Source organism: Aeromonas sp. A04, assembly GCF_047780465.1.
In the GTDB taxonomy this organism is placed as follows: domain Bacteria; phylum Pseudomonadota; class Gammaproteobacteria; order Enterobacterales; family Aeromonadaceae; genus Aeromonas; species Aeromonas bestiarum.
In genome coordinates this window covers 971199-993580 of the sequence record NZ_JBLNHP010000001.1, presented here as the reverse complement: position 1 = coordinate 993580, position 22382 = coordinate 971199, and the positions used below count along the sequence as shown (strand labels likewise).

20 protein-coding genes are annotated in these 22382 nt (G+C 61.8%); 5 read left to right on the top strand and 15 right to left on the bottom strand.

Annotation, left to right across the window (positions count from 1 at the left end; genetic code table 11):
• Nucleotides 1–99: 99 nt before the first annotated feature.
• A complete protein-coding gene (locus ACM3N8_RS04400) occupies nt 100–1722 on the bottom strand; it encodes a methyl-accepting chemotaxis protein (RefSeq protein WP_098984543.1) in 1623 nt (540 codons plus the stop codon).
• Nucleotides 1723–1886: 164 nt separating this feature from the next.
• Between ACM3N8_RS04400 and ACM3N8_RS04395 the strand changes: the two genes are divergently transcribed.
• Together ACM3N8_RS04395 and ACM3N8_RS04390 are read left to right on the top strand one after the other, a co-directional pair.
• Nucleotides 1887–2519 carry a LysE family translocator gene (locus tag ACM3N8_RS04395; RefSeq protein ID WP_043557625.1) on the top strand — a complete coding sequence of 211 codons (633 nt, stop codon included), beginning with the start codon at nt 1887–1889 and terminating at the stop codon, nt 2517–2519.
• 259 nt (nt 2520–2778) lie between these two features.
• Nucleotides 2779–3570, top strand: coding sequence for a DUF1460 domain-containing protein (locus tag ACM3N8_RS04390; RefSeq protein WP_241324567.1), 792 nt, complete (start codon nt 2779–2781; stop codon nt 3568–3570).
• Nucleotides 3571–3859: 289 nt separating this feature from the next.
• Here the strand turns inward: ACM3N8_RS04390 and ACM3N8_RS04385 are convergent, their stop codons facing one another.
• The 9 genes from ACM3N8_RS04385 to ACM3N8_RS04345 form a co-directional block, all read right to left on the bottom strand.
• Nucleotides 3860–5068 (bottom strand): cation:proton antiporter, encoded by a 1209-nt coding sequence (locus tag ACM3N8_RS04385; protein ID WP_290017109.1) that lies wholly within the window; start codon nt 5066–5068, stop codon nt 3860–3862.
• Between the two features lie 29 nt (nt 5069–5097).
• A complete protein-coding gene (locus ACM3N8_RS04380; protein WP_098984540.1) occupies nt 5098–6201 on the bottom strand; it encodes a beta-N-acetylglucosaminidase domain-containing protein in 1104 nt (367 codons plus the stop codon).
• A gap of 42 nt (nt 6202–6243) precedes the next feature.
• The gene (locus ACM3N8_RS04375) at nt 6244–7971 is read right to left on the bottom strand and encodes a potassium/proton antiporter (RefSeq protein ID WP_103471962.1); all 1728 of its coding nucleotides are present in this window, start codon (nt 7969–7971) and stop codon (nt 6244–6246) included.
• Between the two features lie 279 nt (nt 7972–8250).
• Complete coding sequence (locus tag ACM3N8_RS04370) at nt 8251–8397, bottom strand: hypothetical protein (RefSeq protein ID WP_098984538.1); 147 nt, start codon at nt 8395–8397, stop codon at nt 8251–8253.
• Between the two features lie 100 nt (nt 8398–8497).
• Nucleotides 8498–9187 carry a M15 family metallopeptidase gene (locus tag ACM3N8_RS04365; protein ID WP_416015493.1) on the bottom strand — a complete coding sequence of 230 codons (690 nt, stop codon included), beginning with the start codon at nt 9185–9187 and terminating at the stop codon, nt 8498–8500.
• Nucleotides 9188–9248: 61 nt separating this feature from the next.
• Nucleotides 9249–10376: a succinyl-diaminopimelate desuccinylase gene (dapE, locus tag ACM3N8_RS04360; protein WP_416015492.1), complete on the bottom strand. Its 1128-nt coding sequence runs from the start codon at nt 10374–10376 to the stop codon at nt 9249–9251.
• Nucleotides 10377–10398: 22 nt separating this feature from the next.
• Nucleotides 10399–10749 (bottom strand): ArsC family reductase, encoded by a 351-nt coding sequence (locus ACM3N8_RS04355; RefSeq protein WP_043140968.1) that lies wholly within the window; start codon nt 10747–10749, stop codon nt 10399–10401.
• Nucleotides 10750–10963: 214 nt separating this feature from the next.
• Nucleotides 10964–11875 (bottom strand): LysR family transcriptional regulator, encoded by a 912-nt coding sequence (locus tag ACM3N8_RS04350; RefSeq protein WP_043140966.1) that lies wholly within the window; start codon nt 11873–11875, stop codon nt 10964–10966.
• A gap of 315 nt (nt 11876–12190) precedes the next feature.
• Entirely contained in the window at nt 12191–12505 is a 315-nt protein-coding gene (locus ACM3N8_RS04345) for a hypothetical protein (protein WP_043140964.1), read from the bottom strand.
• Between the two features lie 283 nt (nt 12506–12788).
• Between ACM3N8_RS04345 and dcuC the strand changes: the two genes are divergently transcribed.
• Both dcuC and ACM3N8_RS04335 read left to right on the top strand, forming a co-directional pair.
• Entirely contained in the window at nt 12789–14165 is a 1377-nt protein-coding gene (gene dcuC / locus ACM3N8_RS04340) for a C4-dicarboxylate transporter DcuC (protein ID WP_416015491.1), read from the top strand.
• A 106-nt stretch (nt 14166–14271) separates the two neighbouring features.
• Complete coding sequence (locus ACM3N8_RS04335; protein ID WP_416015490.1) at nt 14272–15411, top strand: M20 family metallopeptidase; 1140 nt, start codon at nt 14272–14274, stop codon at nt 15409–15411.
• A 115-nt stretch (nt 15412–15526) separates the two neighbouring features.
• Here the strand turns inward: ACM3N8_RS04335 and ACM3N8_RS04330 are convergent, their stop codons facing one another.
• The 3 genes from ACM3N8_RS04330 to asnS all read right to left on the bottom strand — a co-directional run bounded on the left by ACM3N8_RS04330 (nt 15527) and on the right by asnS (nt 19478).
• Entirely contained in the window at nt 15527–16198 is a 672-nt protein-coding gene (locus tag ACM3N8_RS04330; RefSeq protein ID WP_416015489.1) for a hypothetical protein, read from the bottom strand.
• A 158-nt stretch (nt 16199–16356) separates the two neighbouring features.
• A complete protein-coding gene (locus tag ACM3N8_RS04325) occupies nt 16357–17700 on the bottom strand; it encodes an anaerobic C4-dicarboxylate transporter (RefSeq protein ID WP_416015488.1) in 1344 nt (447 codons plus the stop codon).
• Between the two features lie 377 nt (nt 17701–18077).
• On the bottom strand, nt 18078–19478 hold the full coding sequence (gene asnS, locus ACM3N8_RS04320; RefSeq protein WP_416015487.1) for an asparagine--tRNA ligase: 1401 nt from the start codon (nt 19476–19478) through the stop codon (nt 18078–18080).
• A gap of 188 nt (nt 19479–19666) precedes the next feature.
• Between asnS and ACM3N8_RS04315 the strand changes: the two genes are divergently transcribed.
• On the top strand, nt 19667–20011 hold the full coding sequence (locus ACM3N8_RS04315; RefSeq protein WP_241278321.1) for a hypothetical protein: 345 nt from the start codon (nt 19667–19669) through the stop codon (nt 20009–20011).
• Here ACM3N8_RS04315 and ACM3N8_RS04310 read toward each other — a convergent pair.
• Nucleotides 20008–20823 (bottom strand): HAMP domain-containing protein, encoded by an 816-nt coding sequence (locus ACM3N8_RS04310; RefSeq protein ID WP_416015486.1) that lies wholly within the window; start codon nt 20821–20823, stop codon nt 20008–20010. The two genes, ACM3N8_RS04315 and ACM3N8_RS04310, sit on opposite strands and share 4 nt — an antisense overlap.
• A 135-nt stretch (nt 20824–20958) precedes the next feature.
• Nucleotides 20959–22233 (bottom strand): adenosylmethionine--8-amino-7-oxononanoate transaminase, encoded by a 1275-nt coding sequence (gene bioA / locus ACM3N8_RS04305; RefSeq protein WP_241278319.1) that lies wholly within the window; start codon nt 22231–22233, stop codon nt 20959–20961.
• Nucleotides 22234–22382 lie beyond the last annotated feature (149 nt).

The following is a 22382-nucleotide window of genomic DNA, read 5'->3' as shown; positions in this document are numbered from 1 at the left end:
CCTAATAAAAAAGACCGTTTAAAACAATAACAAGTCGGCAGCGCCATTAACACTAAGGCCCCGCGAGCGGAGCCTTCGTTTGACGTGATAGCGCAGCCATTACAACTGGAACTGGGCCAGCTGCTTGCGCTGCTGTTCGGCGAGCTGTGACAGTTCGTGACTGGCGGCGGCGCTCTGGCTGATGCCGGCCGCACTCTGGTTCACTATCTCGTGGATGTTGGTGATGTTGCGGTTGATGTCGGCGGTGACGCAGGACTGCTCCTCGGCGGCGGTGGCGACCTGGGCATTGGCACCGTTGATCTGGTTGACCGCCTCCGTGATGCCGCCGAGCAGCGCCTGTACTTCGCCGGAGAGCTGCTGGTTGTGCGCCAGTATGGAGAGGGTCTCCTGCATGCCGCTGTTGGCTGACAGGGACTGGCTCTGCAACTGCTCTATGATGGCCTGGATCTCCTTGGTGGAGTCCTGGGTACGGGCCGCCAGCAGGCGTACCTCGTCGGCCACCACCGCAAAGCCACGGCCGGTTTCACCGGCGCGAGCGGCCTCGATGGCGGCATTCAGCGCCAGCAGATTGGTCTGCTCCGAGATGCTCTGAATGACCTCGATCACCTTGCCGATCTGCTCGGACTGGGACTTGAGGCGTGCCACCACGGCGGCGGCGCTCTCCAGACTGCCCGCCATGCGGCTGTTGGCCTGGATGCTCTCGGCAAACAGCGCCAAGCCCTGCTCGACCCTGTCGTTGGCATCCCGCGCCAGTTCGTCGGCCAGGGCCGCGTTGTGGTTGACGTTGTCGGCCGTGCTGGCCAGCTCGGTCACGGCGGAGGCCACCTGTTCGGTTTCGCTGCGCTGCTGCTGGGCATTGGCCTCGGACTGGGTCATGACGGCGGCCAGCTCGGTGGCGGCGGAGGCCACGTTGCCGCTGATGCCAGTCAGGGTATGCAGTGTGCTGCCCAGCTGGGTCAGGGTCTGGTTGATGTCCCTGGCCAGCTGGCTCAGCTCGTTGTCGCCCTCGGCGGCGGCCCGAACGTTGAAGCGGCCCTGGGCGACGGCGCGCATCACCTCCTGCAGCTGGCCTATGGGGCGCACTATCCGGCCGGACAACCACCAGCCGCCGAGCAGGGCCGCGATCAGGGTAGCGCTCATCAACAGCAGGGTACGCAGCAGGGTGGCGTGGTAGTGCGCCTCCTCCTCGGCGATTTCGGCCTGGATCAGCTGGTTGACGTGGGCCGACATGGTATCTATCTGCTTGATCAGCTGTTCACCCAGCTCGCGAAAGCGCAGCCTGGACTGCTCGTAGGCGGCGGGATCGCCAGCCCCCTGATATTTCTGGGCCAGCAGCGGCAGCATGTTGTTGCGGGTGTGGCCGAGATAGGCTTGCAGGGCGGCGGCCACCTGGCTGTTGTCCTGCTCGGCGCCGGCGATCGCCAGTCGGGCCAGGATGGCCCCTATCTCCTGCTCGGCCGCCGTCAGATCGCTCGGCAACTGGGCGAAGCGCTGCTGATCGTAGAGGCCATAGATGGCGTTGGTACGCATCCGGTAGGTGGCGTGGATCAGGGTGGCGATGTCGTCCTTGTGACGAGTCACGCTGGCTGTGGTCTGGTTCATGTCCGCAATGGCGCCGTCTATCTCCTGCTTGCTGATCCCGGCCATGAGGATCATCAACAGGCTGGCGAGCAGAAGCGGTATGAGAACTTGAAAACGGATAGACAGGTTATTCAATGACATGAAAGGTCCTAACCCAAAAGAGGAGTGAGGCGGCATCTTACACAGACGCGACAAAGGTTGTCACAGGGTTTTTATGGCTGAAATCGTGCTGAACGAAAAGGTTTTTCTTGTGTGAAAAGAGTGTGATAGGCAAGATCACAAGCTTGTTACCATGGAGGTGTCGCGTGTCCGACTGGATTGATCCCGCTATTCTGGCGCTGTTTATTCCCACGTTTTTCTTTGTCTCCGTCACCCCCGGCATGTGCATGACCCTGGCGATGACCCTCGGCATGAGCCTGGGGGTGCGTCGCACCTTGCACATGATGTGGGGGGAGCTCATCGGGGTGGGGCTGGTCTCAGTGCTGTCGGTGATCGGGGTGGCGGCCGTCATGCTCAACTACCCGGCGCTCTTCTCCGCCTTCAAATACGTGGGCGGCGCCTACCTCATCTGGCTCGGCATCCAGATGTGGCAGGCCAAAGGCAAGATGGCCATACCGGCGGATCTCTCGGCCGGGCAGGAGACGCGCCCCCTGGGGCTGGCCATGCAGGGTTTCGTCACCGCCATCGCCAACCCCAAGGGCTGGGCCTTCATGGTCTCCCTGCTGCCCCCCTTCATCAACGCGGCCAAGCCGATGGCCCCCCAGATCAGCGCCCTGGTGGCGCTGATCCTGGTCATAGAGTTCTCCTGCCTGCTGCTCTATGCCAGCGGTGGCCGCACCCTGCGCCACTTCCTCGCCAAGAGCGGCAACGTCACCCTGATGAACCGGATCGCCGGCTCCCTGATGTTTGGTGTCGGTGTCTGGCTGGCACTGGGTTGATATGAGGCCCCTCTTGTAGAGACCGAGCCGCAGACATCACCCGAGACGAAAATGAAACAGCCCCGGCAGTGCCGGGGCTGCTTTATTTGGTGGGCAAGGGCCCTGTCAGGTGGGGAGCGGGTACATTTGCTTACATTTTTTTTGTTTTCAATCGGCGACTATTTCATCAGTCTCGAATGGCATTAGATGCATGTGCTTTACATGTGATGATGATCCGGGCAATCCAAGTTTTATATTTTTTGGTCAAGGATGGTAATGGATGATGATGTTAATAGGCGCCGCGTTACTCACTTTTTCGGGTGTGGCAGCGGCCGACAATGGAAAGAACCTGGATTTTTACAATATAGAGGAACAGCAACTCGTTGACATGTTTGCTCAGCATCAGGGCGGCACCCCAGGCCAGTCAATAAAGGATTTCTCCCGCCTGTTTCTGGAGAATCCCTATGTTGCCAATCGGCTGGTGGGATCGAGTGATACACAAGAGAAACTGGTGGTGGATTTTGGTGAGCTGGATTGCTTCACCTATCTGGATTACGTTGAGTCACTGCGGCACTCAACGAGTGTGCATAATTTCATTGAGAACGTCATGTACACTCGTTACGTAAATGGTGAAGTCAACTATCTGACTAGAAAGCACTTTTTCTCTGACTGGGTACATGGTGGCAATAAGGTCAGCGACGTGACCCATCTGGTGGGAAATTATGTCGTGACGGCCCCCAAAATATTGAATCAGAAAGGTGATGGTGGCCACTATATTCCCGGGCTGGGAGTGAAGAACCGCGACATCAGCTATATTCCGGGTGATCGCGTGGATGAAGATACCTTGAGTCTGCTGGAGGATGGCGATTATATCGGCATCTATACCAATATTGCCGGTCTGGATGTGACCCATACCGGCATTTTCATTCGCGGTGAGAATGGCCCCGTTCTGCGCAATGCCTCGTCTGTCTCGACGAATATGAAGGTGGTGGATTCGCCCTTTCTTGAATATGTGAAGAACAAGCCGGGCATCCTGGTTTACCGGGCCACGGATGACAATGGCCAGTCGTGATAGGGCCGGGCATGAGGGCGGCGTTTTAACCTGTTGGCAATGACGGGTGTAAACATACAGGCTTGGTGAGCCGGCTCTCTTCCTGCTGTGACCACAACATAAAAACCCCCGGCCAGTGCCGGGGGTTTTTATGTTGTGGGGGCGGGGGATTGAAGCGAGCCACCGTATTCTGCTGCACCCTGCACCCTGCACCCTGCACCCTGCACCCTGCACCCTGTTCCCCCCTGCCGCCCTTGTTCGCAGCTCGGACTTGTGGCGCCCGTCTCGCCGTGGTGCCGGGTCCGGGAAGTTATGCGGTTTTGAAGCGCCTGACCCAGGGGTTGGCGCTGATGCCGTGCAGTATGACGCTGAGGATGATGGTGCAGAGCACAGTGGCTATGATGGGCTTTTGTCCCAGCAGGGCGGGCTCGTGCTGCAGCACCATGACGGCGAACACTATGCTGGCCAGCCCCCTGGGTCCGAACCAGCCGATAAAGAGCTTGAGCTCAGGTTTGAGGCCCGTGCCCAGCAGGCTCAGCCAGACCGGCAGCATGCGCAGCAGGGTGAGGCTGGCGGCGGCATAGAGCCAGTATTGCCAGTGCAGCAGCTCCGGCAGCATGGGCATCAGGGTGGCGCCGAACACCATCCAGATCACCACTGAGAGCAGATCTCCATACCCCTCGCAGCTGTCCATGTAGGCGTGTTTGTGCTCCCCCAGCCGGCGGCCGATCAAGAGGCCGCCCACGAAGGCGGCGATGAAGCCGCTGCCCCCCAGGGTCTGGGCCAGCGCGAAGCAGAGCAGAGCCAGCCCCGGCATGGTGAGCTGACGCCAGAGTGGCAACTGCCAGCCATTGAGGTAGGAGGTCTTGATCAGACGAATGGTGAGGCCGGCGAGCACCAGGGCCACCAGCAGGCCTATGCCTATCTCTTCCAGCAGCAAGGTGACCGCCAGCATGCCGGTGCCGGCGTGTTGTTCTGTGGGGGCTATGAGGGCGAGCAGCAGCAAGAGCACGGGCACGCAGATGCCGTCGTTGAGGCCGCTCTCCTGGTTGAGCCCTTCCCGGATGGGGGCGGGCACGGCCGGGTTGCTGACCACCGCCTTGCCGAGCGCCGCATCTGTGGGGGCGAGTATGGTGGAGAGGATGGCCATCTCCAGCAGCGGCAAGTCGGGGTAGAGCCAGAGGCCGAACAGGGTGCCGCCGATCAGGGTCAGCGGCAGGCCGATGAGCAGCAGCCGCATGGGCAGGGCGCGGTGGGCCGCCAGCACCTGCCAGTTGGTGTTGGCCGCATCGCTGAACAGCACTATGACCAGGGTCAGCTCCGCCAGCAGCTTGATGCCGTCGCTGTTGATGGAGAGGGAGAGCAGACCCAGTCCACCGGATCCCAGCAGCCAGCCCATCAGCAGAAACAGCAGCGGGCCGTTGACCAGCTTTGATTCGAATCGGCCCGCGATCAGGCTGTAGATCAGCAGGAAGGCGGCGAGCACCGCCAGGTTCTGGTAAATCAGGGATGCGTCCATGCAATCTCCTCAAGGCCCCGGGGGCCGCGTCAGTCAGTCAGGCAATCTGGATCGAACACATATTCACCGGCCAGCCAGCGCATGATTTCGTGCACGCAGGCCTGATCCTGGAACGGCAGGTAACGGGTCTTGAGGTGGATGATCTGCTCCGGGGTGAGCTGGGCCAGCCCTATGTCCTGAAACAGCGGCAGGTCGGCCTGGATCATGGCGGAGATCTGCGGGCCGCAGGTGGCGTTGAGGGAGGCGTGCAGCGCCTTGTCCGGATCGTACTGCTTGCCGAGCTTGTAGCTCATGGGCAGGGTGGCCAGCGGCAACACGGAGAGTGCAGCCTGTTTCATGGGGTTGACCGCGTGGCCCGCCACCAGTTCTGCCAGCTCGGCGGGGCGGTTCTCGAAGGCGCGCAGGTGCAGGAAGCTGCTGGCCTTGCTGCCGTCGTTGACCGGGTAGTTGTCCCACAGGAAGGGCTTGCGGTGCAGCCAGTCGGCGACTTGCCTGAGGTGCGGGGCCGGGTACTCGCCGGAGCAGACTTTGGGGCCGGTCCAGAAGATGTCGATGCGCCGATCCAGCCCCTGGCCCAGATCGGTCAGATAGTGGGGCGGCATGGCGCCGAACACCTTCTCCAGCACGGGATCCGTCGAGTAGTAGCTGGGACAGAACAGCAAGCGGCTGGCGCGGGTGTGGGCCGCTATGTCGTGGGCCATGGTGAGCTGCCAGTGGGCGAGATCCGGGGTATCCCCCTTCATGTCGTCAAACAGCACCGCCAGTATATCGGGCTGGAGTGCCTCGTCGATGAGCCGCACCTTCTCCAGCAGAGCCGGGCGCTTGCGGGCATAGTCGTGATGGGCGCCCATGGGGCTCAGGCCTATGCCGAAGGCGAGGCCGTTTTCACGGCACTGACGGGCCAGCTGGCGCAGGGCCTCGAGCTGGGCCGCAGGCCAGGGCTGGGTCCAGTGCTTGCGCAGATAGCCGTCTTCTTTCGGGGCATAGATATAGAAGCCATAACCGTGGCGTGGCAGCCACTGGGCGTAGCGGGCGCGGGCTTCCCAGCTCCAGCCCTTGCCGAAGAATCCCTCTATCAATCCCAGCTGGGGCGAAGGGGGTTGCAGGCCAGACAACAGGGTTTGGTAAGGCATAGATAACTCCCTTCTCGCTGAGGACGGGTCGGACGAGCGGCGTCAGACCGGGTCTTCTTCCTGAAAGCGCACCCCTATCTTGCGGGGTTCACCCTCTTCCATTTCGGCCACGGTCCAGATCAGGCCCTGCCATTCAAAGTGGTCGCCGACCACCAGATTATCGCCCAACTGGTTGGCAATAAAATGGCCAAGTGTCTGATCCGCCATCTCGCTCACATCCAGCCCGTAGAGCGGGGCCAGATCCACCAGGTTGGCGGCGGCTTCCAGCAGGAAGTCGCCGAAGAAGCGGGGGCCCAGATCCTGCTCAGGAGCCTGGCTGAACAGCTGGCCGAGGGCGGGCAGATCCCGTTCGTGGCCGATGACGCAGAGGATGTCATCGGATTGCAGGCAGGTACTGCCCGAGGGGTGCAGCAGCTCCTGATCCCGGAACAGGGCGCAGATGCGGGTCCCCCTGGGCATGCGCAGATCCCGCAGGGGCGAGCCGATGCACCACTTCTCGGCGCTGAGGCGATAGACGAAGGTCTCCCACTGGCTGTCGAGATCTATCTCTAGCCCGGAGCGGTTGATGGGCGACGGCGGCGCCGGCACTTCCACCCGCGCCAGCTTTGAGGCCAGCGGCAGCGAACTGCCCTGCAATATGAGGGAGACCAGCACCACGAAGAAGGCCACATTGAAGTAGAGCTGGGCGTTGGGCAGCCCCGCCATCATGGGGAAGACCGCCAGTATGATGGGCACGGCGCCGCGCAGGCCGACCCAGGAGATGAACCAGCGCTCGCGGGGGGCGAAGTTCTTGAACGGCAGCAGGCCAATCCAGACCGAGACGGGGCGGGCGAACAGTATCATCCACATGGCCAGCGCCAGCGCCGGCAGGGCGATGGGCAGCAGGTTGCTCGGGGTGGCCAGCAGTCCCAGCACCAGGAACATGCCGATCTGGCTGAGCCAGGTCAGGCCATCCAGTACCGACAAGGTGGTGCTGCGGCTGCGCAGGGAGAGGTTGCCGAGCAGGAGGCCGGTGAGATAGATGGCGAGGATGCCGCTGCCCCCTACGGCTGTCGTGAGGGCGAAGATCAGCAGGCCGCCGCTGACGGTGAGCAGCGGATAGAGGCCGGGGGCCAGCCTGGCGCTGTTGATGAGGCGCCACAGCAGCCAGCCGCCGCCAAGACCTATGCCGGCACCCAGGCCAAACTGCTTGCCGAGCTGCAACAGCAGGAAGCCCCAGTCCAGCCCTTGCTGCTGGGTGGCGAGGATCTCAATCAGGGTCACGGTGAGAAACACCGCCATGGGGTCGTTGCTGCCCGACTCTATCTCCAGAGTGGCGCTGACCCGCTCGTTCAGGCTGCGCCCGCCGAGCAGGGAGAAGACGGCCGCGGCGTCGGTGGAGCCGACGATGGCGCCGATCAGCATGCCCTGCATCAGGCTGAGATCGAACAGCCAGGCGGCGATGAGGCCGGTCAGGCCCGTGGTGATGGCTACCCCCACGGTCGCCAGCGAGAGTGCTGGCCAGAGCGCCACCCGAAACGAGGAGACCCGGGTGCGCATGCCGCCATCGAGCAATATGATGGCGAGCGCCAGGTTGCCCACCAGATAGGCGACCGAGTAGTCAGCGAAGTGAATGCCGCCCGGGCCATCTTCCCCGGCCAGCATGCCGACGGCGAGGAAGATCACCAGAATGGGGATGCCGAGACGAGAGGAGAGCGCGCTCAACAGGACACTGGCTCCCACCAACAAGGCCGCGATTAAAAAGAAACTGTTGATGGTGACGGCATCCAATGGCGAACTCCTTCTGTCAAAATGCAAATCAGGCACATTATATGCAGTTTGTTGGGCGCCGTGTGGCTTAATTGTGCATTAATTTGCAGTTTTTTACATTTTCGGTGCGCGGGTGGCGGGAGCATTTACGCCGAAAACAGCGGGGGGCAAGTGAAGAAAAGGGCCGCTTAATGTGAATCGGTTCACACAATCGACACGGCCTGAGGGTGGCCTGCCGGCCATGTACCCCACAAGCAGCAGGGGCGCCACAATGGCGCCCCTGGCGGGCTGGGAGGGCGGTCAGTCGTCCTCGTCGTCTTTGACTTCCCGGATCTTGTCCTTGTAGTTGGGCAGCTGTTTCTCAAGCTGTTTCATGTCCTTGATGGCATTGAGAAACAGGCCGAGCAGGAACAACAGCGGCAGGCCTATCCATAACCACAGACTCATGAGCTTTTCCTTTCATCGAGACAGAGGGTGACGTCATAACCGACCAGCAGCTCATAGAGCCGGGTCAGCATGGTCAATTTTCCTTCAATATGCCCCGTCTTCATGAGTGACTCCTCGCGTCGGGACAGAGAGTGACATAACGGGCCAGGATCTCGTCAAGCTGGGCCAGTATGGTCGACTTGCCTTCAATATCCGCCTGTTGCAGGCAAAGCGCCAGCGCATCCGGATCCAGCCGCTGTTCGCGGGACTCCAGCGCGAAGCTGATATGCCAGGGTTCGTAGGCGACGCCGCTCTCGGCCCCCGCCGGTTTGGCATAAGGCAGGAAGAAGCTGAAGTCGTTCATGTGATCCTCAAGCCAGTCGCCCAGATCGGCAAACCAGCCTCCTTCCTCATACTCCCAGGGCTCCAGCGCCAGCTTGGTGCCTGCAGGCAGGCAGTCGGGATCATAGATGTCCAGATCCGTCCCCCAGTGATGACGACTGGTGCCGGGCAGGGCGCTCCAGCGCAGGATGGCGTGCAGCCGCTCTGTGTCGCTCAGTTGCAGGGCATCCAGCGGCTGGTTGTTGGCATCCAGCAGGGGCCGCTCGCCACGCCACTTGCCATTCCAGATGGCGAGCTGACGGTCGAACCCGCGCCAGCTGGAGGCCGCCTGCAGGTTGTGCCCCTCATGGGCGGCGGCCACCTGCATGTCGTTGAAGGCCGCCGCCGTGGCCGCGGTCAGACGATGGGGCCCGCGCCCCACCAGGATGAGGTGGTGCTCGTCTCGCCCCAGCAGTTGATCCTGTGTCATGCCCATCCCGAATCCTGTGTGTTGTTGAGTGGAATACCCGCAAGCCTGCGCTGAAGCAGCGTCATGCCAGCAACCGATCCAGTATGCCCTGGTACATGTCCGCCAGCAGATCCAGGTCCCCGGCCTTCACGCACTCGTTCACCTTGTGGATGGTGGCGTTGACCGGGCCGAGCTCGATCACCTCGGCGCCGGTGGGGGCGATAAAGCGCCCGTCGGAGGTGCCGCCGGTGGTGAGCAGGGCCGGTTGCTGGCCATTGACCTGTTCGATGGCCGCGACGGCGGCATCGAGCAGATCGCCGGTGTCGGTCAGGAAGGGCTGGCCGGAGAGGGTCCAGTCGAGCTGGTAATCCAGCCCGTGTCTGTCCAGCAGCGCCTCGACCCGCTCGCGAATATCCATGTCGGTCAGTTGGGTGCTGAAACGGAAGTTGAACTGAACCTGCAGCTCGCCGGGAATGACGTTGGAGGCGCCAGTGCCCCCCTGAATGTTGGCAATCTGGAAGCTGGTGGGCGGGAAGTAGGCGTTGCCCTGATCCCATACCGTCGCCGCCAGCTCGGTCAGCGCCGGCGCCGCCTTGTGGATGGGGTTGTCCGCCAGATGGGGATAGGCGACGTGGCCCTGCACCCCGCGCACCAGCAGATCGCCGGTGATGGAGCCGCGTCGGCCGTTCTTCACCACGTCTCCCACCACGGCGGTGGAGGAGGGCTCGCCGACGATGCACCAGCGGATCTTCTCGTGGCGCGCCTCCAGGGTATCTATCACCCGGGTGGTGCCGTTGATGAAGGGTCCCTCTTCATCCGAGGTGATGAGAAAGGCGATGGACCCCTTGTGATCCGGATTGGCCGCGACGAAACGCTCGGTGGCCACCACCATGGATGCCAGCGACCCCTTCATGTCGGCGGCGCCGCGACCGTAGAGCACGCCATCCTGTATGGTCGGCTCGAACGGCGGCGTGTGCCACTTCTCCAGCGGCCCGGCGGGCACCACGTCTGTGTGGCCGGCGAAGCAGAACAGGGGGCCTTCGCTGCCACGGCGGGCCCAGAGGTTGGTGGTGTCTTCAAACACCATGGGTTCGATGACGAAACCCAGGCGTGCGAGGCGCTCCGCCATCAGGGTCTGGCACCCTTCATCGAGCGGGGTGACTGAGGGGCGGCGGATCAGATCCTTGGCCAGTGCGATGACATCCGACATCGGCGTTCCTTAACAGAAAAGTTTAACGAGAGAAGAGGGATTGGTAGTGATCGGCTTTAAAACCCAGGGTCAGCTCACCGTCCCGCTCGAGCAAGGGGCGCTTGATCATGGCCGGGTGTTCCAGCAGCAGGGCGCGGGCCTTCGCGGTGTCGAGCCCCTGTTTGGCCTCATCCGGCAGGGCGCGGAAGGTGGTGCCACGGCTGTTGAGCAAGGCTTCCCAGCCAAGCTTTGCCAGCCAGCTGTCCAGCGCGGCGGGATCCAGCCCATCGGCGCGATGGTCGTGAAAACGGTAGTCGATGCCGGCCTCATCCAGCCACTTGCGGGCTTTCTTGATGGTGTCGCAGTTTTTGATGCCATAGAGGGTGGTGGCCATGGGGAGTCCTTGTCTGCGGGCGCGGGCCCTTGGAGCTGAAACGTGAAATCGGCAACTTGAGATCTGAACGCGACATCAAGCAAAGGCCCGATTCTGGCATTGTGACTATCCCATGGCAACGGCGGAGCCGCACCTTGGGTGATTTTCCAAAGGCGAACGGGCAACAGGAAGGGGCGGGGGAGAAAAGAGCCCGGCGCCTGGGGCGCCGGCGGGATCAAAGCTCGCGCTGGGATTGGCACCAGAGGTGCAGCTCGGACTCGAACCAGTTGAGCATGGCGTGGTTGTCATCGCGGCGATGGCGGATCAGGCTGACTTCAAAGGTCGGCAGGGCGAAGCGGGTCTCGTACTCCACCAGATCCAGCAGCGGCATCAGCGGTCGCAACACCCTGGCGGGGGAGGTCAGCAGCAGGGGCGCGTAGGGCAGGATGAAGGGCGCAGCCAGAAAGCTTTGCACTATCAAGGGGGTATGCCGGGTCATGCCGTGGGCGGCCAGCAAGTCGTCGACTATGCCCCCTTCGCTGCCACGGGGGGCGACAAGCAGGTGCTGGGCCTTGGCGAAGGATTCGATGCAGAGCACCTGGCCCTGGAACGGGTGGCTGCGGTGGGCGGTGCAGATCAGCTTGTCTTCAAACAGCGGGATGCGACGAAAACGGCCGGGCACCTCGTCCTGCTTGCTGATCACCATGCTGATCACCCCCTCGTCGAGCTGACGCTCGTAGTCCGCATTGAGGGGCACCATGTGGATGCGCAGGTTGGGCGCCTGCTGCTGCAGGCGCGCCAGCAGGCTCGGCATCATCACGTACTCCACATAGGTGTGGGCACCGATGCGCAGCACGCCCTCGAACTTGCCCGGATCGAGCTGCTCCGGCTGGCTGAAGGTCTGCTCTATGTCGTGCAGTATTTCCCGCAGCGGCAGCAGCAGCGCCTGTGCCCTGGCGGTGGGTTCCATGCCCTGGGGCGTGCGGATCAGCAAGGGATCGTCATAGAGCAGCCGCAGGCGAGCCAGGGCACGACTGACGGCCGGCTGGCTCATGGCGAGCCGCTCGGCGGCCTTGGTGGTGTTGCGTTCCTCCAGCAGCGCCTTGAGCACCACCAGCAGGTTGAGGTCTACGCCTCGTAAATTCATTCTGTGCATAATGGAATACTAATAAATCATTTCCTTAAGCAGGGCCTTCACTTTAGTCTCATTCCCCGTCGATGGTCAGCATGAAGCTTGGATAAATCAGCGATTTATACAAACCCATGTTGTCCTGTTACCTCTTTCGCGTGGTGCCGGGGGTGGCAAGATTCGACAGCCTGAACTCTTTACTCTGGTCATCCAGAGCGTTGCTTGCTTAGTACCCGCCTTCGAGGCGGGTTTTTTTTGCCTGCGGTTCAGGTGAGCTGGCCCGAAGAAGTACAAAACGCGCCACCGGGCGCGTTGTTGTGATGAGGCTGTGACTCAGGGCGCTACCGGCCACTGGTAGTCAAACACCCTGGCACGTTCCCAGGGGGCGTCCGGCAGGCTGGAGGAGAGGCCGGTATATTTGCCCACGTCGTCCACCACTATGGTGGAGAGGATCGGCAGCTGGTGCTCGGTGCAGTACATGCGGATGCGTTGCAGCAGGGTGCGCAGCTCATCCTGGCTATTCTCCAGCCCGGCCTGCCTGGCCAGTTTGGAGTAACGAATGGTGGTGCGTTCCTTTGCAGACTCGACGAGGATGTCCCATAGCTGGTAGTCGCTGGTGGTCATACCCGCGGTTGCTTGGTTTGTCATAACTCTCTCCGGCGCGAAATGGTCGCTGTATCGATGCGCATCTTGGCCAGTTCACTGGCCCCTGACGTTGATCCAAAGCAAAAAAGCCTGAGGTTATCCGCCAGAACGGATGGCAAAGGGATTCTAAAGGTTTGCCTTTAGTTTAAACGACCGTTTTTTGTTAAGTAGGTAGCACTTTATTCCATCAAAGGGAGGCGAAGCCACCTTTATTGACAGGGATCAAGGGGAAAGCGAGGCCCGACCACTAGATTCCGCTCCTCGATAATTTTATCAGGAGCGAATATTGGAACTCTTATTTGTCTTGCTCGTACTGATCGCCGTGGTCTACGGCATCATCAAGGATTACAACCCGCAGGCGGTGCTGGCGCTGGCGGGCATGGCCATTTTTGCGGTGGCCTACTGGTTGGGGCTGCACCCCATTCTCCCCGCGGACAAGAGCACCGGCTTCGCCCTGTTCGACCTGTTCGAGGTGTTCAAGGGGATCTTCTCCTACCGCGCGGCCGGGCTCGGCCTCACCATAATGGCGGTGGCGGGCTTTGCCACCTACATGTCCCATATCGGTGCCTCCCAGGCGCTGGTGCGGGTGGCGGTCAAACCGGTGGCGGGCATCCAGTCCAGCTACCTGATGCTTTCAATCTGCTATCTGGTGGCGGTCTTTGTCTCCCTGTTCGTCACCTCCGCCACCGGCCTTGGCCTGCTGTTGATGGTCACCATGTATCCTGTGATGCGCAACCTCGGCATCAGCCCGGCCTCCGCCTGTGGCGTCATCGCTACCTCCCAGGCGTTTGAAATTGGCCCGACCCAGACCAATGCCATCTTCTCCGCCGGTCAATCGGGCATGGACCCGACCAGCTACTTCGTCGACTACCAGATCTGGCTGGTGGCCCCCATGCTGCTGGTGACCATGGTGCTGCACTTCTTCTGGCAGCGTCACTGCGATCGCCAGGATGGCTGGGATCCGGCCCTGCATCGCGGCGAGCACGCCGAGCTGGACGAGCAGGGCACCGAGGCCGTGCAGGCGCCGACCTGGTATGCCCTGCTGCCCATCATTCCCTTCGTGCTGATGATGACCTTCTCCAAGTTGCTGGTGACCACCATCAGCGTCAGCGTGGAGGTGGCCATGCTGCTGTCGGTCTTTATCGGCATGCTGTGCGAACTGCTGCGCAGCCGCTCGCTGCGCACCGCCATGGCCGGACTGTCGAGCTTCCTCGATGGCATGGGCAAGGTGTTCGGCCCGGTGGTGGCGCTCATCGTCTGCGCCGAGCTGTTCGCCGAATCCCTCAAGGCCATAGGTGCCATCGACACCCTGCTGCACTCGGCCAGCAATGCCGGCATCGGCAGCGCGCTGATGACGCTGGTGATGGTGGCGCTGATCATGGTGGCGGCTGTCATCATGGGTTCGGGTAACGCGGCTTTCCTCAGCTTCTCGACCCTGGCGCCGGCGGTGGCGGCCAAGTTCGGGGTGCCTGCGGTGACCATGCTGCTGCCGATGCAGCTCGCCTCCAGCATCGGCCGCACCATATCCCCCATAGCGGCCGTGCTGATCGCCTGCGCGGGGATCGCCAGGGTGTCGCCCTTCGTGGTGGTCAAGCGCACCAGCGTGCCCATGGCGGGCGCCCTGGTGACGGCGCTGGCGCTCAACTATCTGCTGTTTATGTGATGGTCTGCTGTGTATGTAATGACGGGGCGGGCAGCGCGGCTGCCCGCCCTCATCCTGTTGCTGACAGGCCTTGGCCGCGAGTGGCAAGGCTTGCATGGAGAAGATGATGACAGATGTAAAGAGCCCGTTTTCCCTCGATAGCTATCTGGCCGATCTGGCCCCGCTCATCAATCTCGATTGCGGCACCCGCACCCCGGCCGGGGTGGCTCGGGTGGCCGACATCATGACCGAAAAGTATCAGGCGATCGGCTGGCAGGTGACCCGCCACCAGTTCGCTCCTGAGTGCGGCCCCTGCCTCGAGGCAACCAATGCGCCGGGCGCCGATCACTACGACGTGATGCTGTGCGGCCACATGGATACCGTCTTCCCCGAGGGGACGGCGGCCAAGCGTCCGCTCTCCATCGAAGGCAATCAGGCCTTTGGCCCCGGCGTGTCGGACATGAAGAGCGGCCTGCTCTCTATCTGGTATGCCCTGAAAGAGATGGATCCGGCGCAACTGGCCAAACTCAAGGTGCTGGTCTGCTGCAACTGCGATGAGGAGGTGGGCTCCCCCTGGTCCAAAGATTGGCTGGTGGAGAAGGCCAAGCAGAGCGGTTGCGTGCTGGTGGCCGAGGCGGCTCGCCCCAACGGGGATCTCATCAGCGCCCGCAAGGGCAATGCCAAGTACCGCATCCTCTTCCACGGCAAGGCCTCCCACGCCGGTTCGGCCCTGAGCGAGGGGATCTCGGCCATCACAGAGCTGGCGCACTGGGTGCTGGCCATCAACGATCAGGTCAATCTTGAGACGGGCACCACAATGAACGTCGGGGTGGTGCAGGGCGGCACTGGCGTCAACGTGGTGCCGGACTTTGCCGAGGCGATCGTGGACTTGCGCTTCTGGCGCAATGAAGAGGCGGCGGCTGTGCATGAGCGGCTCGGCTTCATGGCCAACAATCCCTTCCTCGCCGGCTGCCGGGTCGAGGTGGATCGCCAGGCCTTCAAGCCGGCGATGCGCCCGAGTGGCGATACCGAAGCGCTGATGGCGCTGGTGGACGCGGCAGGCCTGGAAGAGGGGATCCCCTTCAACTGGCTGGAGGCAGGTGGCGGCTCGGATGCCAACTTCACCGCCGCCGCGGGCGTGCCGTCGCTGGACGGCTTCGGCCCCATGGGTGGCGGCTTCCACTCGGAGAGCGAATTCCTGCTGCTCGACAGCATAGAGCCGCGCATCCGCCTGTTGCAGCGGGTGCTGACCAGGCTGGCACGCTGACATATCGAATAAAAGCAGTGCAAACGGGAGGCTCAGGCCTCCCGTTTTTTATGGAAATTGGATGGTCTGGCGCAGCCCTAACTGATTAGATGGCTAGCGCCTAACTGACTAATGCCTAACTGACTAGATGGCTCGCGCCCTCTTCTGCCAGATAGGCCAGATGATCCTGCCGTGTTACCCGCCAGCCATCGAGGCGCAACGGAGCGGCAAAGCCGGGGCCGTCGGTCACCATGGTGTGGTACTCCCCCTGCTCGCCGCAGGCATCGAACCCCTGGCGCTCGGCCAGTTGCTGCAGATCGGCGAGGGTGGCTGCATTGAGCGAGCGCCCGGCCCACTCGGGAGCCAGCACCCGGGTATCGACGCAGGAGAGGTGAGCGACTATGCCGCGCGCCAGCATATCCGCCAGCAAGGTTTGGCGAGATTGCTGCCAGAGCGGGGTGTGGACGGCGAGCCCGAGCGGCTGGCTGCGCTCGCGGATCCAGTTTGGTGCGCCGCCCACGCTGTCGATATCGCCGGTCACTACCCCATCGAGCGCCCACTCCTGCTGCAAGCGGCTCAGCGCGGTTTCGTAGCTCTGCTCGAACGGCGCTTCTATGGTGACCAGCAGATGGGACAGCCCGAGGGCCGCCGCCTGACGGCGCACCAGCGGCAAGGGGTGAGCCAGAAATCGGGGCTCTAGCGGTGCAAAGGTGGCCAGTGCCACCACCTGATGGCCCGCATCGCGGGCATGGCAGAGGGCCAGCATGGCATCTTTGCCACCGCTCCAGAGCAGGATGACGCGAGACATGGGGAAGATTCCTATGGTGAACGAGGGAGCATGCTACCCAGTGGCGGGGGCGCAGGTAAAGCCGCAGCAGGAAATCGTGGCAGGAATTGACCGGGGAGAAAAGAGCAGGCCCCCATGCGGGGGCCTGCCTGGCAAGAGCGTGATAAACGCCGCCGTGATTAGAGCAGAATGGTGGTCAGCACATACCCCAGGGCGCAGGAGCTGCTGACCCCGATCAGCCCCGGAATGATGAAGCTGTGGTTGATGATGAACTTGCCGATGCGGGTGGTGCCGGAGCGGTCGAAACCGATACAGGCCAGATCGCTCGGGTAGGTCGGCAGCACGAAGTAGCCGTAGCTGGCCGGCAGGAAGGCGATCAGCAGCTTGGGCTCCACCCCCAGTGCCAGCCCCATGGGGGCGATGGCGGTGAGGGCGGCGGCCTGGCTGTTCACCAGCTTGGAGATAAGGAACAGCACCAGGGCGTAGGTCCAGGGCTGGGCCTGTACCACGTGGGCCAGGGTTTCTTTGAGCAGCGGCATGTGAGCCTGGAAGAAGGTCTCACTCATCCATGCAACCCCGAACACGGAGAAGATGGCGACCATGCCGGCCTTGAACACGGGGCCGTTGGAGATCTCGCCCGGCTTGACCTTGCAGCGCATCAGTATGATGGCGCCGGCGATCAGCATCATCATCTGGATCACCAGGTTCATGGAGAGGGGGCCCGTCTTGTCCTTGATGGTGAACACGGGGCGCAGCCCTTCATTGGCACCGAGCAAGACCACGGCGGCGATGGCGGCGAAGAAGATCCAGGTCGACCAGTAGGCCTCTTTCGGGAACTTGGTGTTGAGCAGGGTTTCACCACCGCCATAGATGAAGGTGCGCTGCTCCGGGTCTTTGATCTTGGACTGGAACTCTTCGTCCTGATCCAGATCCTTGCCGCGACGCAGGCTCCACAGGGCCGCCATGATCACGCCGGTCAGGGAGGAGGGGATGGCGATCATCAGGATGTCGAGCAGGCCGTAAGCCTGACCTATGCCATGACCGGCCGCCAGAATGGAGACCATGGAGACTACGGCAACGGAGACCGGGGAGGCGCAGATTGCCATCTGGGAGGCAACGGACGCCACTGCCATGGGGCGCTCCGGGCGGATGTTCTTCTGCAGCGCTATGTCGGCGATGATGGGGAACATGGTGTAGACCACGTGGCCGGTGCCGCACAGGAAGGTGAGGGTCCAGGTAGTGAGCGGTGCCAGGATTGTGATGTATTGGGGGTGACGGCGCAGCAGGCGCTCGGCAATCTGCATCATCAGGTTGAGGCCGCCTGCGGTCTGCAGGGTGGCGGCGCAGCCGATCACGGCGAGTATGGTCAACATCACCTGCACCGGTGGTTCACCCGGGGTCAGGCCGAACACGAAGGTCAGCAGGAACAGACCTATGCCGCTGATGAGACCCAGTCCCATGCCCCCAAACCGGGTACCCAGCAGCAAGCAGCCGAGCACCACAAAAAATTCCATCAAGATCATTCCATTACCTCGCGTGATTTAATCCATGTCAGTGTTGTGTTGGGTTCATGGACCAGGATTGTCTGTTTTTTATTTAGCCCTAAAGGGTTAGTGGGTATTGTGCCCTCCTAAAAGGGGTAAAAATTTGAGGTACTTCAATAACTCATCGCTTTTTGATTTAACTGCATAAAAACCACGTATTAACATCATTGTTATTTGCTGTGCCAATAAACGGCACCGTACGGGGCTCTATGTACTGCAGGGGGCGAGGGGAGTGGCGGATGGGCTGTGGGGGAGTGGAGTGGGTGATTAATTGTGGTGATCTGCAGGGCGGAATGGCGCTGCCTGGATAACAAAAAGCCGACCCTGGGGTCGGCTTTGTCGGCAAGTGGTAGTAATCAGAACTCGGCGGTACGCGGGGTACGCGGGAAGGGGATCACGTCACGCACGTTGCCCATGCCGGTCACGTAGACCACCAGACGCTCGAAACCGAGGCCGAAACCGGCGTGCGGGACTGTGCCGAAGCGGCGCAGATCGCGATACCACCAGTAATCTTCCTTGTTCAGGCCCATCTCGGCCATGCGCTGATCGAGTACCTCGAGGCGCTCTTCACGCTGGGCACCGCCGATGATCTCGCCGATCCCGGGGGCCAGTACGTCCATGGCGGCAACGGTTTTGCCGTCATCGTTGAGACGCATGTAGAAGGCCTTGATGTCTTTCGGGTAGTTCTTCACCACCACAGGAGACTTGAAGTGCTCCTCGGCCAGATAGCGCTCATGCTCGGAGGACAAGTCTATGCCCCAGGAGACAGGGAACTCGAAGGTCTTGCCACAGTTTTTCAGCACTTCGATGGCATCTGTGTAGTCGATCTGGGCGAAGTCGGAGGAGACGAAGCGTTCCAGACGACCGATGGCATCCTTGTCGACGTGCTGGGCAAAGAACTCCAGATCGTCGCGGCGCTCACTCAGCACGGCGTTGAAGACGTATTTGAGCATGGCTTCGGCCAGGGCGGCGTTATCGTCCAGGTTGGCGAAGGCAATTTCCGGCTCAACCATCCAGAACTCGGCCAGATGGCGGCTGGTGTTGGAGTTTTCGGCGCGGAAGGTGGGCCCGAAGGTGTAGACCTTGGAGAGGGCACAGGCGTAGGTTTCGACGTTGAGCTGACCGGACACGGTCAGGAAGGTCTCCTTGCCGAAGAAGTCCTTGTCGTAATCGACCTTGCCGGCATCGGTGCGCGGCAGGTTTTCCAGATCCAGGGTGGAAACGCGGAACATCTCGCCGGCACCTTCGGTGTCAGAGGCGGTGATGAGCGGAGCCGCAATCCACAGGTAACCCTCTTCATGGAAGAAGCGGTGGATGGCCTGGGCCAGGCAGTTGCGCACCCGGGTCACGGCACCGACTATGTTGGTGCGCGGACGCAGGTGGGCCTGTTCACGCAGGTACTCTATGCTGTGGCGCTTGGCGGCCATGGGGTAGGTGTCCGGATCTTCGACCCAGCCTACGACCTTGACGTCGGTGGCTTGCAGTTCGAAAGCCTGACCGTTGCCCTGGGAGGCGGCAACCACACCGGTGACTTCCACGGAGCAAGCTGTGGTCAGACGCAGCACTTCATTCTCATAATTGGCCAGGGTATTGGGGACGACGGCCTGCACCGGATGGAAACAGGAGCCATCGGATATGGCCAAAAATGAGATCCCCGCCTTGGAATCACGGCGAGTCCGGATCCACCCTTTGACTGTCTGGGTGGTGCCAACCGCATATTTACCGGTCAGCACATCTACTACGGATGCGTGCGTCATCGAAATATTGTCTCCAGCTTGTTCTTGCAGCGCTATGGGTCTTGCCCGGGCATTGATAGGCCCATCATGGCAGACTAAGCCGTCAATCTTACCCGCGCGGGTTTGATAAACAAGCAAAAATGTCGGACTCTGGAGGGGTTTTGTGTCCGGATCACTTCATGACCGGGCCACTTGGGTGAGGGATGGGCATGAAAGAGCGGCGACATGGACCCGACAGGCTGACCCGGGTGCTGCAGGGCTTGGTGATCCTCTGCTGGGGCGGCTTCATCGCCTTGCTCTCCCTCTATCACTTCGCGCGGCCACAGACGGCCTACGGTTTTCTGATCTATGGCGGGGTCAAGGTGCGCCAGAGCTGGGATCCCGTGCTGACTCCCTGGCTGGTGCACGGGCTTTGGGGTTGCTCTGTGCTGACCCTGGTGGTCTTGCTGTTCGAGCGGCAACGTTGCCGTCGTCGGGAGGATGTCGGCCTGGTGCATCTGGCCATTTTGTTGCTGATCCTCATCGCCAGCCTGCTGTTCTACTACAGGGGCTAATCTTGCTTTTTCTCGCCCCTCTCCGGGCGAGGTGCGGGGCGCTTGCCCAGCTGGCGCTCCACGCTGTCGAGCATCTGGTTGTAGGCCAGCGCGACCCGACCTATCTCGTCCCCTTCATCCCCTTCCAGTCGATGACCGAAGTCGTGCAGATCGGTGGCCTCTTCCATGGAGCGGGTCAGCTGGTTGAGGGGGCGCACTATCCAGGTGCGGATGACCCAGAGAGTCAGCAGCAGGCCCAGCCCGAAGATGACGGTGAGGCTCAGCGCCGAGGTGAGTATGTTCTGCTCGACCCGGGTGAACAGGGTATCGAGGGAGTAGTCAAAGCGCACCGCCCCCAACACGGTATTCTCCGCCACCTGATGGCAGCTGGTGCAGTCGGTGCCGCGAAAATCCTTCTTGGCCAGCAGCGGCCGGGTCACCACCAGCTTGCTGTGCATACCGTCGTGCACCACCTCCAGGCTGCCTTTGCCCGCCAGTGCCAGCTCATCGAACCTGTCTTTGGGCTGCTCGCTCTCGTGGCCGACCCCGTACTGCTTGCTCACCGATTCGCCGCGCACTATGCGGGCATCTTCCACGTGGGCGTGATCGAGAAACTTGCTGCGCAGGGTGTCGCGGGCATCCATCTTGCCGGTCAGCATCAGCATGTTGAGGCCATCGAAATAGGCCTCGGTCTGCTCGCGACTCTGCTCCTTGATCAGGGTCAGGATGAGGTCGCGCTCGCGCACCGCCTGATAGGCTGCGGAGAAGACCAGCACCATGGAGAAGATGAACAGCAGGAAGAAGTTGATTTTGGCAGCAATGGAGAGGCGCATGGGAAAGGTACGTCTGTTGGGTAAAACCCGCGCAGTCTACTCGCCCCGGCGGTCCGGGTCTGGTGCCTCGCTCACATTCTGATGAAAAAGAGTCAAAAGGCCCTGCATTCTCATGCAGGGCCTGTTCATTCAGGCTCAGAATTCGCCGCTGGCGATGGCTTCATTGATGGCGCCGGTCAATACCCTCAGCTCCTCGGGGGTGATGACGAAGGGCGGCATCAGGTAGACAAGCTTGCCAAACGGCCGGATCCAGGCCCCCAGTTCGACGAACTTGCGCTGGATGCGCGCCACGTCCACCCGCTCCTTCATCTCCACCACACCGATGGCGCCGAGCACCCGCACATCGGCCACTGCCGGGTTGAGGGTCAGTTCCACCAGCTCGGTACGCAGCTGGTGCTCTATGGCCTGCACCCGTTCCTGCCACGGGGAGGCGAGCAGCAGATCGATGGAGGCGTTGGCCACCGCGCAGGCCAATGGGTTGCCCATAAAGGTGGGACCGTGCATAAAGACGCCGGCCTTGCCGTCGCAGATGGTGCGGGCAACCTGCTCGGTAGTCAGGGTCGCCGAGAGCGTCAGATAGCCGCCGGTGAGCGCCTTGCCCAGACACATGATGTCGGGACTGATCCCCGCCCAGTCACAGGCAAACAGCTGGCCGGTGCGACCAAAGCCGGTGGCGATCTCGTCGGCGATGAGCAGCAGGCCGAACTCGTCGCACAGGGCGCGTACCCACTGCAGGTAGCGGGGATGGTAGAAGCGCATGCCGCCGGCCCCCTGCACTATGGGCTCGAGCACGATGGCGGCAATCTCTTCGTGATGATCGGCTACCAGCGTCGCCAGCTCCACCACGCTCTGCTCGTCCCACTCGGCGTGGAAGCGGCAGCTCGGTGCCGGGGCGAAATGGTGTTCCGGCAGGAAGCCTTTATAGAGCTCGTGCATGCCGCCATCCGGGTCGCAGACGCTCATGGCGCCGAAGGTGTCGCCGTGATAACCGCCGCGCAGGGTGAGGAACTTGGCTCTGGGGGTGCCCCTGGCGTGCCAGTACTGCTGGGCCATCTTGAGCGCCACCTCCACCGCCACCGAGCCGGAATCGGCAAGGAAGACTCTGTCCAGGCCGGCCGGGGTGATCTCCACCAGCTTGCGACACAGCTCGACGGCCGGGGCATGGGTCAGGCCGCCGAACATCACGTGGGACATCTTGCCGAGCTGGGCGGTGGCGGCCGCGTCCAGTTCCGGCACCTGATAGCCGTGGACGCAGGCCCACCAGGAGCTCATGCCATCCACCAGTTCGCGGCCATCGCTGAGGGTGATTTTTACCCCTTTGGCGCTGGCCACTTCATAGCAGGGCAGGGGGTGGGTGAGGGAGGTATAAGGGTGCCAAACGTGATGCAGGTCGAATTCTTGATTGGTCATTATGTGTTCTGTTGTCAATTGATTTGATCTGGTCGGTGTTGACAGTCTACGCGCGCTCTCTACACTAGCCAACAATTTCAGCCACTTGGCTCTGCCCATTGAGAAGGTGCAGGCACAGCGGCGGTTTCTGTGTTCGCTCATCCGGGATG